Here is an 18219-nt window from a genome sequence, read left to right as displayed (position 1 = left end):
CGCGACAGCAGAAAGCGGGGGCGGCGGGCGGCGGTCATACGCGCAACACGTCGCGGCGGCGCAGCGGCCGCGCGAACAGTTCGGCGAGATCGCCCGCCTGGTCGAAGCCGTGGATCGGCGAGAAGACCAGTTCGATCGCCCATTTGGTCGTCAGCCCCTCGGCTTCGAGCGGATTGGCGAGGCCGAGCCCGCAAATCGTCAGGTCGGGCCGTGCCAGACGCACCCGGTCGAGCTGGCGGTCGACATCCTGCCCTTCGCTGATCACCGTCGTGCGCGGCAGCAGCGCCAGTTCCTGCGCGAGGTGGCGGCGGTGGAGATAGGGCGTGCCGACTTCGAGCGGCACCATGCCCAATTCCTGCGTGAGAAAACGCGCGAGCGGGATTTCGAGCTGCGAATCGGGCAGGAAGAATAGCGTCTTGCCGACGAGTCGTTCGCGGCAATGCGCGATGGCGCGCTTGGCGCGTTCGCGGCCCGGCGCGATCACCGCGCGGAAGTGCATTTCGTCCACGCCAAAGGCTTGCGCGGCGGCGTGCAGCCAGTCGGTGGTGCCCTCCGCCCCGAACGGGAACAGCGCATCGAGTCGCACCGCGCCGCGATCTTCCAGCGCGCGCGCGGTCTCACCGAGAAAGGGTTGTGCCAGCAGGAAGCGGGTATTGGGGCCGACCGGCGGCATCGCGTCCGCGCGCCGCGCCGGGAGCGCATGGACGGTGGCGATGCCGAGCTGTGCGAACAACCGCTGGAACTGGTCCTCAACCACGTCGGGCAAGGTGCCGACGATCATCAATTCGGCCGCAGCCTCCGGCGCCGCAGCGGGCAATTCTGGGACGAGCGCGGCGAGACACGCATCTTCGCCTTCGGTGAAGGTGGTTTCGATGCCGCTGCCCGAATAGTGCAGGATGCGCCGTGCGCCATTTTGTGCCGCCGACAGCCGCTTTGCCGCGCGGCCGAGATCGAGCTTGATCACCTCGGACGGGCACGAGCCGACCAGGAACAGCAATGTGATGTCGGGGCGGCGATCGAGCAGGCGCGCGACGATCCGGTCGAGTTCGGCATTGCAATCGACCATACCGGCGAGATCGCGCTCCTCGATGATCGCGGTGCCGAAGCGCGGCTCGGCGAACACCATCACCCCGGCTGCCGATTGCAGCAGGTGCGCGCAGGTGCGGCTGCCGACGACGAGGAAGAAGGCGTCCTGCACCTTGCGATGCAGCCAGATGATCCCGGTCAGCCCGCAAAACACTTCGCGCTGCCCACGTTCGCGCAGCACCGGCGCGCATTCGGGCGCGGTCGGCAGCGCCAGGGGCAGCGCGGGGGTCATGCCGCCATCGCCATGCTGCGGGTGGGCTCGGCCGCCTGCAGTCGGGCGGCGCGCAGCTTGAGCAGGAATTGCGTCGCGTTGATCGCATAGGTCGCATAAGCGGCGAGCGCGAGCAGCATACGGCCGCGTTCGGTGCCAAGGCCACCGATCAGCATGACGAGATAGGCGGTGTGCAGCGCCAGCACGAGCATGCTGAATACGTCCTCCCAAAAGAAGGCAGGCACGAACAGCCATTTGCCGAACACGACCTTTTCCCAGATCGAGCCGGTGACCATGATCGTGTAGAGCGCGATCGTCTTCACCACGATCGACACCGTCGCCGCGAACGCGCCTTCGCCGGTTGCGAGATAGCGCAGCACCAGCGCGGCACTGACCAGGAAGATGAGGAATTGCAGCGGGGCGAGCAGGCCTTGCACCAAGGTCCAGCGAGTCGAGTCGCGGCGGCGGCGTTGCTCGGGCGTGTAGAGCGGCGTGCCCGGGTTACGCGGGGTTTTGCTGTCCGATGGATCGATTGTCCGCATCGTTCGGGTCCGCCTCTCTGTCAGGGAAGGTAGGTCCGACCGCGTTTGAGTGTCAACAAGATTTGACGTAAAATAAAATGGACACATGCTGCAACGCGGCATCGTTAGTGCGTTGCCAGACGCTTTCAAGAGGCATACGGTGCGAGTCGCCGGATCAGCCAAACGATGGTGATCCATGCCGTAACTGCGTGTTCAACCAGACCGGGAGGGTCGGGCATGGCTTCGGTGATGAGGATCGACCACATTGGTGCCAGCGCCCATCCACAGCGCCGGACCGGTCCCGGTCGGGAATCGGCACCGGCGCATGATCTGGCAGGCTTTCGCCATCGCGCCGACATGGAATACGCCCGATCGCTGACCCGTTTGATCGAGAGCGAGATTATCCCCCGCCTGCTGGTCGCGCATAGCAACGGCGCGCACGGGGTGCCAACCGACCCGCGCGGCGGCGCGGTGCTGCCCGATGACGTCGCCACCTTTGCCCCGCTCACGCTGCAAGTCGAGGCGGATGAACTCCTGGAACATGTCGATCGCTTGATCGCGCGGGGCGTGTCCCACGAAACGCTGCTGGTCGATTTGCTCGCTCCGGCGGCGCGGCTGCTGGGGGAGTTGTGGGAGGATGACCGCTGCGATTTTGTCGATGTGACGATGGGGCTTTGGCGGCTGCAACAGGTCGTCCATGAGATATCGGGACGATCGACCTATGGGCTGCAGCAGGGCCCCGGCCCGGTGCGTCGGGCCTTGTTTGCCTCGCTGGAGGGGGATCAGCACAGCTTCGGGACGGTCGTGATCGACGAACTGTTCGGCTCGAACGGCTGGACGACGCACCGCATCAACGAAGCCTCCACGTCCGAGTTGATGGACCGCGTCCGTAGCGAATGGTTCGATCTGGCCGGATTGACGATCACCTGTGACTGTCATATCGCGCCTTTGCCTTCTATCGTCCGCGCCCTCCGGGTGTCTTCGCGAAACCCCAGGATTTGCGTGATGGTCGGGGGGCGGGTGTTCATCAACAACGCTGAGCTGGCCGTGTCGGTCGGCGCGGACGGAACGGCACCCGACGCGAGGATTGCGCTAGGGGTCGCCAGCGATTTGGTCGACGCCGTCGCGCGGGAGGCGGTTTCGCCAATGTCCGGTTGATCTCGCTATGAGGTCTCGCGGTCCTGGGTGGGAGCCGTGGGGCATAGGACGTATTGGAGCATGAGCGGTTCGTCGATGAGCGATCGTCCCCCCCTTGGCGCACCGGATGCTTTTGACAACCCTGCCTTGCTGTCTGACGCGCTGTCTCCCCAGGTCGCTGTTGCGCTGCTTGCCGCTGTGGGCGACGTTGCGCTCGTGCTGGATGGCGATGGGACGATCCGCGATGTCGCGGTCGCCAATCCCGATTTGCTGCGACAGGGGTTTGGCGATTGGCAGGGCAAACGCTGGGATTCGCTGGTCGGGGTAGACAGTACCGGCAAGATCGAGGAAATGCTGGCCGATATTGGCGATGCCGGACCGCCGCGCTGGCGGCAGGTCAATCATACGACGCCCAATGGCGATGTGCCGATCCGGTATCTCGTGATGAAGATTGGTCAGGAGGGTGGTGCGATCGCGATCGGGCGCGATATGCGCGCCGCCGCCGCCATCCAGCAGCGCCTGCTGCAGACCCAGCAATCGCTGGAACGCGATTATATCAAGTTGCGCCAGGCAGAAGCACGGTATCGCTTGTTGTTCGATCTGGGCAGCGAACCGGTGCTGATCGTCGACGCCACCACCCGCCGCATTCGGGAAATTAATCCGGCGGCGCAGCGCCTGCTCGGCGCGGGCGACGGCGAATGGGTGGATCAACCCGTGGGCGCAATCGTACAGCCCTCCGATCGGGATGGCTTCATCGCGCATCTCGGCGCGGCGAGCGCCAGCGATGATCTGGTCCCCTTTGCGGCGCGGCTTGCGGGCACCATGGCCGAGGCGCGGATGTGTGCACGGCTGTTCCGTCAGGGGCGCGCGGCGCTCTTGCTGGTGCGCATCCTCTCGGCGGAGTCGGCCCGGCCGGGCACCGATCACGCGGCGGCGCTTGGCGACGTGGTCGAGCATATGCCCGACGCCTTTGTGCTGGTCGATGCCGATCTGAACATTCTCGTCGCGAATGCGGCCTTTGTCGAACTGTCGGGTGCAGCTTCGGTGCATCGGGTGACCGGGCAGCCGCTGGCGACTTGGCTCGGTCGGCCCGGCATCGATCTGCAGCTCATCCTGGGCCAGTTGCGCGAGCATGGCTCGGTGCGCAACGTCGCCACCATTCTGCGCGGCTCCGCCGGTGCGCGGGAGGAGGTCGAAGTCTCGGGCGTGGCGGCCCCGCGCAGCGAAGGCGATTGCTATGGCTTCACGATCCGCAATGTCGGGCGGCGGTTGCGCAGTGTCGCGACGCCGGAGCGCGATCTGCCGCGATCGGTCGAACAATTGACCGAATTGGTCGGTCGCATGTCGCTCAAGGACATCGTCCGGGAATCGACCGATTTGATCGAGCGGCTGTGCATCGAGGCGGCGCTTGCCTACACCTCGGACAACCGCGCCTCCGCAGCGGAGATTTTGGGGGTAAGCCGCCAAAGCCTCTATTCGAAGCTGCACCGTCACGGGTTGGGAAATTTGGTCGCCGGCGGCGAGTGACCGAATTGTCGGCGACGGCTGTCAAATAAATTTGACGGCATAAAGTGTCAAGTATAGCCTTATGGGATGGCGCGCGCGACGACTCATCCGCTGGCACTGGTCTCCGTTCCGCGCTTGCGCGACGTTGCCGAACTGCTCAAGCCGATCACATGGTTTCCGCCGATCTGGGCGTTTGTGTGCGGCGTCGTGTCCTCGGGCGTTCCCATTGGGAGCCGCTGGCCGTTCGTGCTGGCGGGGATGCTGCTGGTCGGGCCGCTGGTGTGTGGCACCAGCCAAGCGGTCAACGATTGGTTCGACCGCCATGTCGATGCGATCAACGAGCCCAATCGCCCCATTCCCTCTGGTCGTATCGCCGGGCGCTGGGGGTTGTGGATCGCGCTGATCGGGACGGCGGTCGCGCTCGCGGTTGCGGCGGGCACGGGCCAATGGGTGCTGGCGGCGACCTGTGTCGGCCTCGCCTTTGCCTGGGCCTATAGCGCGCCGCCGTTTCGCCTGAAGATGAGCGGCATATGGGGGCCGGCTGCCGTCGCGCTGACCTATGAAGGGCTGACCTGGTTTACCGGTGCCAGCGTGATGGCTGGGGCACTGCCCTCCGCCTCCATTCTGACGATCCTGATTTTGTACAGCGCGGGCGCGTTCGGCATCATGACGCTCAACGATTTCAAAGCGGTCGAGGGGGATCGCGCGATGGGCATCCGCTCGCTGCCGGCGATGCTGGGCGTCGACCGCGCGGCGCGGATCGCGTGTCTGGCGATGGCGCTGCCGCAAATCCTCGTCATCGCGCTGCTCGCGTCTTGGGGGCATGCGATCGTCGCTGGCGTCGTGGGGGGATTTTTGATCGGACAAGTGGCGCTGATGCGGCGATTGCTGCGCGATCCGCTGCAGTTCACGCCGTGGTACAATGCCACGGGCACCAGCCTGTATGTGCTGGGAATGCTCGCGGCGGCGTTCGGGCTTGGCGGGGTCCTGGGGCTGTGACCCCGCGCGGCCTGAGCTGGCTTGGCATCGCACGGCTCGGGCTGGTGCAAGCCGCGATCGGTGCGATCGTGATGCTCGCGACAACGTTGCTCAACCGCGTGATGGTGGTGGAATATGCCCTGCCTGCCGCCCTCCCGGCCGGGCTGGTGGCGTGGCATTATGCGGTGCAGCTGTCGCGCCCATTATGGGGACATGAATCGGATAGCGGGCGCCGCCGGACGCCGTGGATTATCGGCGGGATGGGCGTGCTGGCGGCGGGGGCGATGCTGGCCGCCGAATCGCTCCGCGTGATCGTCGCGCACGGCTGGGTGGGGTATGCGCTGGCGATCCTCGCTTTTTCGCTGATCGGCGCGGGCGTGGGTGCTGCGGGAACGTCGCTGCTGGCGCTGCTCGCCGCGCAGGTTGCCCCTGCCCGGCGCGCGGCGGCGGCCTCGCTCACCTGGATCATGATGATCGCCGGAATCATTGTGTCCTCGGCGGCGGCGGGCCACTGGATCGATCCCTTCTCGCTGGCCCGCCTTGAAGGCGTCGTCGCTGGCGTCGCGGGCATGGCCTTTCTGCTCTCGACGGTCGCGGTGCTCGGCGTGGAACGCGTGGATGCGGCCCGCGTCGTTGCAGGGCCCCCGGCTCCGCCGTTTGCGGTGGCGCTGGCGGAAATCTGGGCCGATCCGCAGCACCGGCGTTTCACGATGTTCGTGTTTCTCTCGATGCTCGCTTATTCGATGCAGGATTTGATCCTCGAGCCGTTTAGCGGTCTGCGCTTTGCCATGACGCCGGGCCAATCGACGCAGATGTCGAGCGTGCAGCATAGCGGCGTGTTGCTGGGCATGGTGTTGGTGGGCGTTGGCGGCAGTGCGTTCGGTGGGCGTGACGCGGCCACGCTCGCACGCTGGATCGTCGGCGGGTGTATCGGGTCGGCCTTGGCGTTGACCGGGCTGGTGCTGGCGGCGCGCTACGGGCCGGGTTGGCCGATTGTCGGTACGATCTTTTTGCTCGGCTTTGCCAATGGCGTCTTTGCCGTGGCCGCGATCGGCCGGATGATGGCGCTGGCCGGAGACGGTGGATCAAGCCGGGCCGGGCTGCGGATGGGCGTGTGGGGCGCGGCGCAGGCGATTGCGTTCGGGCTGGGCGGGCTGACCGGTGCCGTCGCGGTCGATGCGGCCGAAGCCCTGACCGGATCGGTTCCGGAAAGCTTCATGCTGGTCTTCGGGGCCGAGGCGTTGCTGTTCCTGTTGGCCGCCGCCCTCTCGCTGCGCGCGCCGCCACGCGTCGCCCATCTTGGTGGGGAGGTTGTGATATGACGATCGCGGACTTTGATTGTGTCGTCGTCGGCGGCGGCCCGGCCGGTGCCACCGCCGCCACCGACTTGGCACGCGGTGGCTACCATGTGCTGCTGCTCGATCGGGCAGGGCGGATAAAGCCCTGCGGTGGGGCAATCCCGCCGCGTGCAATCGCCGATTTCGCGATTCCCGACCATTTGCTGGTCGCCAAGGCCAGCGCCGCGCGGATGGTCGCGCCTTCGGGCAAGACGGTCGACATGCCGGTCGGGGACGGCTTTGTCGGGTTGGTCGATCGCGAGGTGTTCGACGAATGGTTGCGCGCGCGCGCGGCGCTGGCTGGCGCTGAACGCCGCAGCGGTACCTTCGTCCGGATCGAGCGGGATGCCCCGGATGTCGCAACCGTTGTCTATCGCGACGCCCGCGGCGCGGATGAGCGCCGGGTGACGACACGCTGCATCATTGGTGCCGATGGTGCGCGCTCGGGAGTGGCGCGCGACGAGGTGAAAGGGGGCGGCACCGTACCGTGCGTGTTCGCCTATCATGAAATCATCGCCGCGCCCGCGACCGGAGTGGGCGAGCGCGTCGATTTCGCGCCAGAGCGGTGCGATGTTTTCTATCAGGGCAAGCACTCCCCCGACTTTTACGCCTGGGTTTTCCCGCATGGCGCGACCGCCAGCATCGGGGTGGGCAGCGCGCAGAAAGGCTTTGCGCTGCGCGAGGCGGTTGCGGCACTGCGCACGCAGACCGGCCTTGATGGCTGTGCGACGCTGCGGCGCGAGGGTGCCCCGATCCCGCTCAAGCCGCTCAAGCGCTGGGACAATGGTCGCGATGTCGTGGTGGCAGGCGATGCCGCAGGCGTGGTGGCACCGGCCTCTGGCGAGGGGATCTATTATGCAATGGCGGGCGGCCGCCATGCAGCCGAAGCGGTGACGGTGTTCTTGGCGACCGGCAAGGCCTCCGCGCTGCGCCTTGCCCGCAAGCGCTTCCTGCGGGCGCATGGCCGCGTGTTCTGGATCCTCGGGATTATGCAATATTTCTGGTATTCCAGCGACACGCGCCGCGAACGCTTCGTCAAGATCTGCGAGGATCCCGATGTCCAACGGCTGACCTGGGACGCGTATATGAACAAGCGCCTGGTCCGCGCCAAGCCGGGGGCGCATTTGCGCATCTTCTGGAAGGATATGCGGCATTTGCTCGGGCTGGCATCGGCGTGAGGGCGGGGGCACCCATGCTGCATCGCTCCTGGGGGTTGCCGATTGTCATTGCCGCCCTGATGGCTCTGGTCGTCGCGGTGATGGGATCGACGATTACCGAGGTCGGGCCCTGGTATCGCACGCTGCTCCAGCCGCGCTGGGCCCCGCCCGAGGCGGCCTATAGCGTCGCCTGGACCGCCATCTATGTCTGCACGGCGATGGCGGCGGTGACGGGGTGGCGCGCAATGCCCGATCGATCGGGCGCGGACTGGATGATCGGGCTGTTCGCGCTCAACGGCTTTCTCAATATCCTGTGGAGCTTTTTATTCTTTCGCCTGCATCGGCCGGATTGGGCAGCGGTCGAGGTGGTCGGCCTGTGGGTGTCGATCGCGGTCTGGATTTATCTGGTGTGGCCGCGCTCAATGTCCGCCGGCCTGTTGCTGCTCCCCTATCTGGGATGGGTGACCTTTGCCGGATATCTCAACATGACCATCGTCCGGCTGAACGGACCGTTCGGCTGAACTCGCTGGCCACATGGCTGTTCGCGCAGGGCCATGCGGTCGACATCATTCTTGTGATCCTGCTGCTGGAAGGGGGCTGGCTGATGCGGTCGCGTGGCTGGTCGGCCGTTGCGGTTGCGCTGCGGCTGGTGCCGGGGGCGTGCATGGTGCTTGCGGTGCGCGCGGCCTTGACCGGGATGCCATGGCCGTGGGTCGCGCTGGCGCTCGCGGCGTCCTTTCCGGTGCATGTCGCGGATCTGGTGCGCAGCCGTCGCGCATGAAAAAGGCCCGGCATCGCTGCCGGGCCTCGGGTTGATCGCGCGGATGCGCGGGGATCAGGAATTGCTCTTGAGATAGGCGATCACATCGGCGCGCTTTTGCGGGTCGGTTGGCCACCCGGCGAAGGTCATCTTGGTGCCGGGAACAACGCGCTGCGGATTTTCCAGATATTGGAACAGCTTTTCCTCAGTCCAGGTGATGCCGCTATTCTTGTTGGCGGTCGAATAGGTAAAGCCCGGGATGCTGCCGGCCTTGCGGCCAACCACGCCGTGCAGCGATGGCCCGATCTTGTTCACGCCGGCTTCGATCGCATGGCACGTCTTGCACGTGATAAAGTCGGTCTCGCCCTTCTTGGCGTCGCCGGTATAGGCGGCGAGCTTCACCCCGGCGATGGTGTCGGTATTGTCGGCGGCGACGGCGGCAGGCTTTGGCGCTGCCGGTTCCGCTGCGGGTGCGGCGGCTGGCGTGGTCGTCGCGGCAGTGGTGGTGGTCGTCGTCGTGCTGCTGTCGCTCTCGGCTTTCTTGGCGCAGGCCGTGAGCGCGAGGGTGGCGCATGCCACGCCAAAGGTCACGCGGCCGAGACGCTTGATGGGTCCTGTTTGCATCAGTCCTGCTCCTGCTTTTTATCGACTCTCCCGAACGCACATTCGACACTATCGTGCCATGACTGTCCAGAAAAATTGACACCGCCGACGACCCGGTCGCGCTTTCGCTCCTCCGTCCGGAGCGGTTTAGAGCGCGGTAAACCGGAAGTCGCGAAAGCGCGCTGCACCGATGCCCGCTGCATAGAGGCCGGGCCTGAGCATGAGGAAGCCGCCACGCACATTGTGGTGATAGCCCGACACTTCCATGCCACGATCAAAGCGCGTCCAATGGTGCCCGCCATCGCCACTGGTATCGAAGGTGACGATGTGGCGATCGTTGGTCACGCGCAGCCGCATTTGGCACCCGTGCGGATTATGCGGGCGACCGCGCTCCTGCCCATATTGATGCGTGACGAAGCGCTGCTGATCGAAGCCGAGGCCGCAATAGAGTTTGTCGTCATAAAAGAGGATAAGCCCGGCGGTGGTGCCGGGATCGATTTCGATGTCGCAGTCGAAGCGATAGCCGGTGTCGCCCGCGATCAACAGCAAGGGTGCCGAATCGACCGGTGCGGTACCGCTGGCGGTGAGCGTCAGCGTGCGGTTGGCGACCGACAGGCGATCGGCCTCGTTCGGGCGCGGGCGGAAGAAGCTCCAGCGGGTGCCGAGCGCGAGCGTCTGGAAATCGTCGGACAGCGCCATGCCGTGCGGCACCGCGCTGCCGCCCCTGGGCTTGGCGAGCGGGCGCGACAGATCACCGCCGGTCATTTTGAACCAGCCATCGGCGGTCCAGGCGACGGGATCGAGCAGCGTCTGCCGCCCGAGCGTCCAATAGTCCTTCTCATAGCCGTGATAGAGCGCCCACCAGTCACCCGCCGGCCCTTCGACCAGCGAGGCGTGACCGCGCGACCACCAGCGCTCGGACCGGTCGCGCGTGCGCACCAGCGGGTTGGCGGGGCAGTCCTCCCACGGCCCGTGGATCGAGCGCGCGCGGGCGGCGATCACCATATGCCCGGTCGGTGGCCCGGCGGTGCCGCCGACGGCGGTGATGAGGTAGAAATAGCCGCCGTGGCGGACGATCTTGGGGCCTTCGGGCGAGAAACCCTCGACCACCCAGTCGCTCGGATACCGCCACGGATCATAGACATGTTCGGGGTTGCCGACGGTCGACAGGCCATCGGCGGACAGGCGCACGCGGTCACCGCCCGACAGGAACAGCCAGCGCGAGCCGTCCTCGCCGACGACATGGCACGGATCGATATGCGCGTGCAGGCCGAGATCGATCGGCTCGCTCCACGGCCCTTCGATGCGATCGGCATGGATCACCCAGATCGAATTGGGTGAGGCTTTGGTCGGGATATAGAGGAAATAGCGCCCGTCATGCTTGGCGAGGCTCACCGCCCACACCGAGCCGATGTTGCGGTGGAGCGCGGGGCCGATCGGCCGCCAGTTCACCAGATCGCGCGAATGCCAGAGGATCAGGCCGGGATAGGAATCGAAGCTGGAGAAGGTCAGGTAATAGTCCTGCCCGTCTTTCAGGATAGCGGGGTCGGGGCGATCGCCCGACAGCACCGGATTGAGGAAGCGCCCGTCGCCAAGATCGGCGATGCGTTGCTGGTCCAGTCCGCGCCGATATGCGGCGAGGGTGTCGGGCGCTGCGGCGGTGCTGGCGGGGAGCAGCAATGCAGCGCTGCCGCCAGCGGCGGCGAGCGCGTCGCGGCGCGTGAGGCGCATCAAATCCTCCGGGCGCGGCGCGCCAGCTCATCGCTGCGCATCCGACCGTGATCGAGCAGCAGATGGTGATAGCGCCGCAGCGCCGTGCCCGATCGCCCGCGCGCGCCGTCTTCGATGGCGAGCGCGAACAGCATTTCTGCAGCGCGCGTCATTGGCTCCTGCACGATCCGCGCAAGATCTGTGTCGAACGAGGCAAAATAGGCGGGTTCGCCCTGCCAGGTGACCAGGCGCGCGCGTGCCTCACGCAGCGACAGGCCGTGCAGATGGATAGCGAGATCGACCAGCGCGCGCCCGATGCGGAACAGCCGCCAATGGAGAGAACCGAGTTCGGCCAGCGGATCGGCAGCATACAGCCCCGCATCGGCAACGCGGCGCTCGGTATAGATCGCCCATCCTTCGGCAAAGCCCGGCGCATAATCGAGCCGCAGCGGGTGCGGATCGGCGGCGGCCTCCAGCGGCAGTTGCACCATATGGCCGGGGAGCAATTCGTGCGCGACGACGCTCGGCAGTGTGAACGCCGGGCGCTCGGCAAGGCGCTGAAGGTCTGGGACGTAGCCGCCGGGCTGCGTGGGCGTAGGCAGCGTGCGATAGCCGTAATGGGCGGCGGTGCGGTCTGCGGCGGTTGGCGGATTGGCGGCGACGTTCAGGCACCAGCGCGGCACCGCGCCGACCAAGGCGGGGACACGCGGGCGTAGCTCCGCCAGCCAGCGGTTCATATCGGCCAAAGCGGCGTCGGGGCTGGCATAAGCCTGGCGCGGGTCGCGCCACAAAGCGGAGAAGCGCGCGCCGGTGGTGGCCCCCGCCACCCCGAGCCGGGCGAACAGCGCATCGGCGCGGGCGGCGCAGCGGCGGCGTTCGGTCTCCAATTGGGCCTCGAGCGCGGGCGGATCGAGGTCATCGCCGAGCTTGCGGCGGAGGAGCAGGAGGGCGTGCTCCGGGTTGCGCGGTGGCCCCTTGCCGCGCGGGTCGACCGCGAAGCGGCGCACTATCTCGAGGTCGATCGCCAGTCCGGCGCGGGCGGTGTCGAGGTCGAGCTGCGCGGCGAGGGGCAGGCCCTTCCGGTCAAATCCCGCCAGCAGCGCCAGTGCTGCTCCCGGATCGTGCGGCAACGCCGCCGCCGCATCGAGCGCGGCGCGCAAAGCTGGGCTGGGGGCGGCACGCACGCGGCTGGCGAGTGCCAGAGCCGCGCCCCCGGCGAGCAGCGCCCGCCGTGTCGTCATGGCGTGCGATCGGCGATGGCGACGGCGTTGTTCTGCTGGGTGACTTCGGCGGTGCCATCGCTCTGTTCGACGCGCACGAGCAGGTGTTCGGGATCGATGCCTGCGGGCACCGCCAGCGTCACGCGCGCGGTTTTGGGAGTGAGGTCGCTTGGCGCGGGGAGCGGCGGCACCGGGGCGCTGGCGATCACGCGGTTTCCTTGCCACAGCGCCACGCGCCCCGCCGCGCTCGGCACCGCGCCGAGACTATGGACGGTGACCGTGACGCGCTGGCCCGCAACGGTCACATCGTCGCGACCGATGCCGAGGTCAGGGCGGGTCTCGACCGGGGTGGCGGGTGCCACCAGCGCAAAGTCGAGCACGGTTTCGCCGGGCGCGAAGGTCAGCGGGATCGCGGCGCTGCGTTCGAGCGATACGGTTGTGGGCGACGACACCGCGCCGCGTGCGACCGTCATCGACCAGCTTCCGGCGGTGACGTTCCACGCCGTCATCGTCGCGGCTTGCGGGCGGTCGCTGGTGTTATAGGCAATCACGCGGAAGCGGTCGCGCGTTGCGCCGGGCAGCAGGATCGCGACCTGTTCGGCAGCACCCGGCGTGGCGAAACGCCAGCTCACCGTATTGCCGGGCCAGGTCTGGTTGCGCTTCAATGCGATGCCGCCGAGCCGTTCGCGCTGGAGGATGTCGCTCGGCTGTTCGACGCGGTCGCTCCACCAATGGCCTTCGGTGTACATCGCCATATGCTGCATCTTATCGGCGATCGCCTCGCCGTGCAGCGTGGCCAGCACGGCGATGTCACCCGTCGCGGACCAGGCGGCATAGCGTCCGAACGGCTCCTCGCTCTTTGCCGCACGCGCGCGCAGGGATGCACCATCGGGCAAGGCGGTGAAGGCGTTTTCGTTGAATTCCGCCAGCCCCGCCGGACTTTTGGCGACGCGCGCCTCGATCGGCCGCAGATATTTGGCGTCCCCGGTAAAGCGCCATGCCGCCCAGCTTGCCTGGAGCGGCGTGCTCACCCCGCCACCATCGCCAGCGCGCTCGGCATCGCTGCGCCAGTTGATCTCATTGGGGTAGGACCATGCGCCGTCGGCCCCCTGTTTGCCATGCGCCATCCAGCCGTCGATCACGCCGGTCACCAGCGCGCGCGCGGGTGCGCTGCCATTATACAGGCCGAGCAGGATCGGCGCGTGCAGCACGGTGAAGCTATAGGGTTTCTGCCATTCCCACGCCCCCTCGCGGTACATCGTGCGCCCGCCATACCAGTTGCTCGCGAAATGCAGATGGCCGGCCGGGTTCTTCAGGATCACGCCTTGCAGCGCCTTGGTGGTCGTCATCAGCCGCTCGATCGAGCGCGGTTCGCCCCAATTGAGATAGAGCCGCTCGGCATCCGAGTTGAGCCCCTCTTCATACGCGTGAAGCTCGTCGGTCGTGATATAGCCGAGGCCGTTCACGCGCATTCCGTTTTTGTACGCGGCATCGGCGAGGGCGCGCAGCGACGCGTTGATCTTGTCAGGCTCGACCCCCATCAGCGCGAGGCCGGGCCATTGCTGCGTCAGATCGGTATCATCGGAAATACCGCCGCCAAAATCGCCATAAGGCACCTGGCGATGGTCGATCCACCAGTCGACGAACTGGCGGACCAGCTTCAAATCCTCAAGCTGGCGGAATGCCCAGAGCGGCACGCCGGGCGGCGCGGTCGGCTGGGTGACGGTGGGCATGTTTTCGGGGCGGTAATTGATGTCGGCCCAATATTGGCGGGCGGTCACATTGTCAGGGTCGACGCGCAGCAGGTCGGTGATGTCGCCGAACAGGCGCGCATACAGCGCTTCGCGCTTGGAGGCGGTATGCTCCTCGACCAGAAAGCCCCAATTGTCCTTCACCTGGTTGAGCCGGTCGGCGATATGTTCGGGCAGCGCCGCCGCGCGATCCTTGAACACCAAACGGATTTTCGCGCCGTTGAGTGCGGCGGCATCGAAGCTGGGCAGGGCCGAGGCAATGCTGAGATAGAGGCTGTCCTGAGACAGGATGCGGTCGCGCAGGTCGAGCCACAGCGTGCGCGGCGTGCCTGCCGGCACGCTGACCGACAGGTCGATCAGGTCGCGCGCGGGCCAGAGCGGGTCCTTGACGCGGAGGTTGAGCGGGATCAGCCCGGTGCCGGCGAGCGCGGGCAAATCGATCGCGATGCCGTCGAGCCCGTCATGCAGATTCTGCCAGCCATAATCGAAGGCGCGCGCCAGCGGCTTGTCGGCATAGGCATCGCCCAGGCTGGCCGGGATCAGGATGTGGACGATCGGCAGGCCGCGCGTGCGCGTCTGCGCTGGCGCGCCCGCCCCCGCTGCCGCCGCGCCGACCGCCGCCTTGATGCCGGAGCTGGGCAAGGCGACGACCATGCTGCGCTCGTCGGGGGCATAACGGCCGGTGATGAAGGATTCGAGGCTGGCGAGCGCGGCGACCTTGGTCGAGGCGGTGGCGTCGACGGTGTAGGAGAGCTTGAACGATCCCGCCGGTTCCGCGCCCGGCCTCACGTCATAGGCCCACAACTCCTGGATCGGCTGCTCCTGCACCGTGTTGACGAAGCTGAGCGTGCCGCCTTGCCGCTCGGGTATCGCGCTGACGCTGCGGACGGTGCCTTGCGCGCGGGTGGCGAGCGTGGTGGTTTGCCCAGCGTCCGACCATAGCAGCGATCCATAAGCCGCGCCGCGAATTTCGACGCGGTTGAAGCGTTCGCCGGGCGGCACGGTCAGGTCATAGCGCTTGCCGCCTTCGACATAGACGTTCCAGTCGGGCAGTTCGAAATAATCGTCGCGGCCGGGCAATTTGGAGCGGTTATAGACGCCGGGCCAGGTCGTCTCGGCGATGCCGTCGACACCCTTCCACATCCACTCTTTCAAATCCTTGGCGTCGGCGAACTCGACCTTGCGCACGGTGGTGACGGGGGCATCGAGCACCGGCGGTGCGCCCGCATCCCAGCCATAACGGTGCAGCCAGGCGGTGCGGCGGGCGGCGGCGTCCTCGGAAGGGGCGGGGGCAGGATCGCGCTTGTCGGCGAGCGTGGCAATGTCGCTGGCGGCCAGCATCCGATCGTACACGCGAATCTCGTCGAGATCGCTGCCGCGCATGAAATGGTAGCGGCTCTGCACTTGGTGGGGGGAGAGCACGCGCCCTGCGAGGCCGAACTGATCCAGCCCTGAATCGAGATCGGCGACCTGATCCTTGCGCGCGACTTCGCGGCCATCGACGAAGAGGCGGACGCCCTTGGTCTCATCCCAGGCAAAGGCGATGTGCTTCCAGGCGTCGGCAGCAGGCGTCTGCGGGATCGTCCAGGAGACGCGGATGCGCGACAGGTTGGCATCGGTGACGAAGGCGTCGAAGCCGTGGCCGTTCCAGTCGATCCGCAGGAACGCCATGTCCCAACTGCTGTGATCGGCAAAGCCCGCGCGGAAGATCACGAAGGGCGCGACGCCGAGCGGCTCGCGCGGCCGCCAGAAGAAGCTGAGCGTGCCGCGCTGCGCACGCATATTGCCCGGTGCCTTCCACGCGACATAGCCATCATCGGCCCAGCGCGCCGCGCCGCCGATCGCGCCATCGGGCACGACGCTGACGCCGCTGCGGAAATTGGGCACGGGGTCGCCCGCAGCCACGTCTGCGGTCAGGCTCTTGTCGGCGGAGACGCGGAACAACAGGCCATTGGCATCCTGCGCGCAAACGGGTGTCGCGATGGCAATTGCGAGCAGGCTCGCCAGCCCAGTCTTACAGCGCATCGACACGCGCCAGTCGCGGTGACAGCAGATGGATAACCCCGACCGCGATCAGATACACGCTACCCGCGACCGCGAAGATCAGCGTGTAGCTGCCCGTCGTCTGCAGGATGTAGCCGGTGAACTTGGCCATCCCCATGCCGCCAATCGCGCCGACCATGCCGCCAATGCCGACCACCGACCCCACCGCCTTGCGCGGGAACATGTCGGACGGGATGGTGTAGAGATTGGCCGAGAATGCCTGATGCGCCGCCGTCGCCAGCCCGACGATGGCGACCGCTGCCCATAGATTGGCGATATATTGCGCAAAGAAGATCGGCATCACGAGGAAGGCGCAGACCAGCATCGTCGTCTTGCGCGCGGCATTGGCCGACCAGCCGCGCTTCATCAGCCGTGAGGAGGACCAGCCCCCGGCAATGCTGCCAAAGTCCGAGATCAGATAGATCACGACCAAGGGCGGGCCGAAGCTCTTCAAATCGAGATGATAGGCTTTGGACAGGAAATCGGGCGTCCAGAACAGGAACAGCCACCAGATCGGGTCGATCAGGAACTTGCCGAGCGCATAGGCCCAAGTCTCGCGATAGCCGAGCAGCCGCGTCCATGCGATCTTCTGTGCGGGGTCGGCGGGGTCGCTTTCTATATGGGCGAGTTCGGCGGCGCTAAGGCGCGGTTGTTCGCGCGGGCGGCGGTAGATGGCGATCCAGGCGACCAGCCACACCAGGCTCGCCACGCCGGTGACGATGAACGCCATCCGCCAGCCGAAGGCGATCGTGATGGCCGGCACGATCAGCGGCGTGACTACAGCGCCGATATTGGCCCCGGCATTGAACACGCCCGTCGCCAGCGCCCGCTCGCGCGCTGGAAACCATTCCGACACGGCCTTGATGCCTGCCGGGAAATTGCCCGATTCGCCCAGACCCAGCACCGCACGTGCTGCCGCAAACTGCAAGGTCGATCCGGCAAAGCCGCACAAAGTGTGGCCGAGCGTCCAGATGATGAAGGCGATCGAATAACCGATCCGCGCGCCGACCCGATCGACGATCGAGCCGAAGCTGATATAGCCGATCGCATAGGCCGCCTGGAACCAGAAGACGATGTCGGCATAGGCATTTTCGTCCCAGCCGAATTCGCCCGAAATGTTGGGCTTGAGCAGCCCGATCATCTGCCGATCGACATAATTGATCGCGGTGGCGGCAAAGAGCAGGCCGCAAATCACCCAGCGATAGCGCCCGACCGCGCTTGCGTCGGCCGTTTTGGTCCCGCTTGCACCCGTGTCGATCGGAAGTTCGACCGTCGCCATCATCTCTCTCCTGTCGGCGGCCCTGTTTCGAACCTTTGCCGGATCCTAATCGCGGTTATTGCGCTGCGATGCTACACGCCACCGTCAGCCGGTCGTCGAAAATGGCCGCGATTTGCGCGCCGATTTCGACCTGGTGGACCCCGCTGACCGCACCCGTTGAAATCCACTGGCCCGGGGTCAGCGCGATGCCACGCTGTGCCATCAGTTCGAACAGGAAGCGCGCGGCACCAAATGGGCCGTCAAGCATCGTCGCGGCGGTGGCGATTCCGGTCGATGCGCCGTCGATGGTCAGCTCGACCGGCCATTGATTGAGGTCGAGGTCGCGCCAGTCGGCAATATCGGGGCCGATCACCAGCCCGTTATTGTTGCCGAAATCGGAAATGGTGACACCGGGGCCATGGTCATTAATGCCGCCAAAGGGCGAACTGGCGATTTCGATGCCGACACACACCCGGTCGATCAGCGCGGTCGCTTCGGCCAGCGTATAATGGGTTTTGGCAGGATCGGGTGCCGTGCCGATCCGCAACAGGAATTCTGCCTCGGCGGCCGCGAATCCACCGGCATAGACCGTCATTGCGCGTGGGGTTTCCCCGGCGTCGAAGGTCTGGTCGGCGAAGATCGGCCCGGCGAGGCGGTCGGCCCCCTCCAGTGGCGGGTTGATCCGCCCGACCTTCCACCCGGCGATCACGCGGTCGGCGAGCGCGATGGCGGCGTCCTGCATCGCATAGGCTTCGGCAAGCGCGGCGGGCATGGTGCCGGGGTAATCGACGAGTGCAGACGCGCTGCGCCGTGCGCTGACAAATTCGGTTGCGACTCGCGCGATATTGTCTTGACGTTTCTTGGCCGGCACGTGGCTTTATCCCCTCATGGACCGCTAAGGCGATCTCCACGACTGGGTATGGGAAACCGGTGTCATTGAC

At 66.4% G+C, this 18219-nt stretch carries 15 protein-coding genes; 7 read left to right on the top strand and 8 right to left on the bottom strand.

Going from position 1 to position 18219, the window contains the following annotated elements; genetic code table 11:
- Nucleotides 1-34: 34 nt before the first annotated feature.
- Nucleotides 35-1318 carry a ferredoxin:protochlorophyllide reductase (ATP-dependent) subunit N gene (locus H4W01_RS17070; RefSeq protein WP_209612602.1) on the bottom strand — a complete coding sequence of 428 codons (1284 nt, stop codon included), beginning with the start codon at nt 1316-1318 and terminating at the stop codon, nt 35-37.
- Nucleotides 1315-1839, bottom strand: coding sequence for a 2-vinyl bacteriochlorophyllide hydratase (gene bchF, locus H4W01_RS17065; RefSeq protein WP_209612601.1), 525 nt, complete (start codon nt 1837-1839; stop codon nt 1315-1317). Before bchF ends, H4W01_RS17070 begins: the two co-directional genes overlap by 4 nt.
- A 216-nt stretch (nt 1840-2055) precedes the next feature.
- On the opposite strand from bchF, the gene H4W01_RS17060 reads away from it, so the two are divergent.
- The 7 genes from H4W01_RS17060 to H4W01_RS17030 all read left to right on the top strand — a co-directional run bounded on the left by H4W01_RS17060 (nt 2056) and on the right by H4W01_RS17030 (nt 8714).
- Nucleotides 2056-2976 carry a cobalamin B12-binding domain-containing protein gene (locus H4W01_RS17060; RefSeq protein WP_209612600.1) on the top strand — a complete coding sequence of 307 codons (921 nt, stop codon included), beginning with the start codon at nt 2056-2058 and terminating at the stop codon, nt 2974-2976.
- Nucleotides 2977-3051: 75 nt separating this feature from the next.
- On the top strand, nt 3052-4482 hold the full coding sequence (gene ppsR, locus H4W01_RS17055; RefSeq protein WP_209612599.1) for a transcriptional regulator PpsR: 1431 nt from the start codon (nt 3052-3054) through the stop codon (nt 4480-4482).
- A gap of 66 nt (nt 4483-4548) precedes the next feature.
- Nucleotides 4549-5460 (top strand): chlorophyll synthase ChlG, encoded by a 912-nt coding sequence (gene chlG / locus H4W01_RS17050; protein ID WP_209612598.1) that lies wholly within the window; start codon nt 4549-4551, stop codon nt 5458-5460.
- Complete coding sequence (locus H4W01_RS17045) at nt 5457-6761, top strand: BCD family MFS transporter (RefSeq protein WP_209612597.1); 1305 nt, start codon at nt 5457-5459, stop codon at nt 6759-6761. Before chlG ends, H4W01_RS17045 begins: the two co-directional genes overlap by 4 nt.
- Complete coding sequence (locus H4W01_RS17040) at nt 6758-7954, top strand: geranylgeranyl diphosphate reductase (RefSeq protein WP_209612596.1); 1197 nt, start codon at nt 6758-6760, stop codon at nt 7952-7954. Before H4W01_RS17045 ends, H4W01_RS17040 begins: the two co-directional genes overlap by 4 nt.
- Nucleotides 7955-7968: 14 nt before the next feature.
- Nucleotides 7969-8454 (top strand): TspO/MBR family protein, encoded by a 486-nt coding sequence (locus H4W01_RS17035; RefSeq protein WP_010405188.1) that lies wholly within the window; start codon nt 7969-7971, stop codon nt 8452-8454.
- 53 nt (nt 8455-8507) lie between these two features.
- A complete protein-coding gene (locus tag H4W01_RS17030) occupies nt 8508-8714 on the top strand; it encodes a hypothetical protein (RefSeq protein ID WP_334685322.1) in 207 nt (68 codons plus the stop codon).
- A 54-nt stretch (nt 8715-8768) separates the two neighbouring features.
- On the opposite strand, the gene H4W01_RS17025 is transcribed toward H4W01_RS17030, so the two are convergent.
- The 6 genes from H4W01_RS17025 to H4W01_RS17000 form a co-directional block, all read right to left on the bottom strand.
- Complete coding sequence (locus H4W01_RS17025; RefSeq protein ID WP_010405185.1) at nt 8769-9317, bottom strand: c-type cytochrome; 549 nt, start codon at nt 9315-9317, stop codon at nt 8769-8771.
- 126 nt (nt 9318-9443) lie between these two features.
- Nucleotides 9444-11027 (bottom strand): family 43 glycosylhydrolase, encoded by a 1584-nt coding sequence (locus tag H4W01_RS17020; RefSeq protein WP_209612595.1) that lies wholly within the window; start codon nt 11025-11027, stop codon nt 9444-9446.
- Entirely contained in the window at nt 11027-12247 is a 1221-nt protein-coding gene (locus H4W01_RS17015; RefSeq protein WP_209612594.1) for a DUF885 family protein, read from the bottom strand. Before H4W01_RS17015 ends, H4W01_RS17020 begins: the two co-directional genes overlap by 1 nt.
- Nucleotides 12244-16002 carry a LamG-like jellyroll fold domain-containing protein gene (locus H4W01_RS17010; protein WP_209612593.1) on the bottom strand — a complete coding sequence of 1253 codons (3759 nt, stop codon included), beginning with the start codon at nt 16000-16002 and terminating at the stop codon, nt 12244-12246. Before H4W01_RS17010 ends, H4W01_RS17015 begins: the two co-directional genes overlap by 4 nt.
- Nucleotides 15992-17299, bottom strand: a complete 1308-nt coding sequence (locus H4W01_RS17005; protein WP_209612592.1) for an MFS transporter — start codon at nt 17297-17299, stop codon at nt 15992-15994. The genes H4W01_RS17010 and H4W01_RS17005 overlap by 11 nt, the downstream gene beginning before the upstream one ends.
- A gap of 55 nt (nt 17300-17354) precedes the next feature.
- Nucleotides 17355-18149, bottom strand: a complete 795-nt coding sequence (locus H4W01_RS17000; RefSeq protein WP_209612591.1) for a 2-keto-4-pentenoate hydratase — start codon at nt 18147-18149, stop codon at nt 17355-17357.
- Between the last annotated feature and the right edge of the window lie 70 nt (nt 18150-18219).

It is taken from the genome of Sphingomonas sp. PL20 (assembly GCF_017875905.1).
Taxonomy (GTDB): domain Bacteria; phylum Pseudomonadota; class Alphaproteobacteria; order Sphingomonadales; family Sphingomonadaceae; genus Sphingomonas; species Sphingomonas echinoides.
Note: the sequence above shows the minus strand (reverse complement) of the source record. Positions and strands in the feature narration are given on the sequence as shown.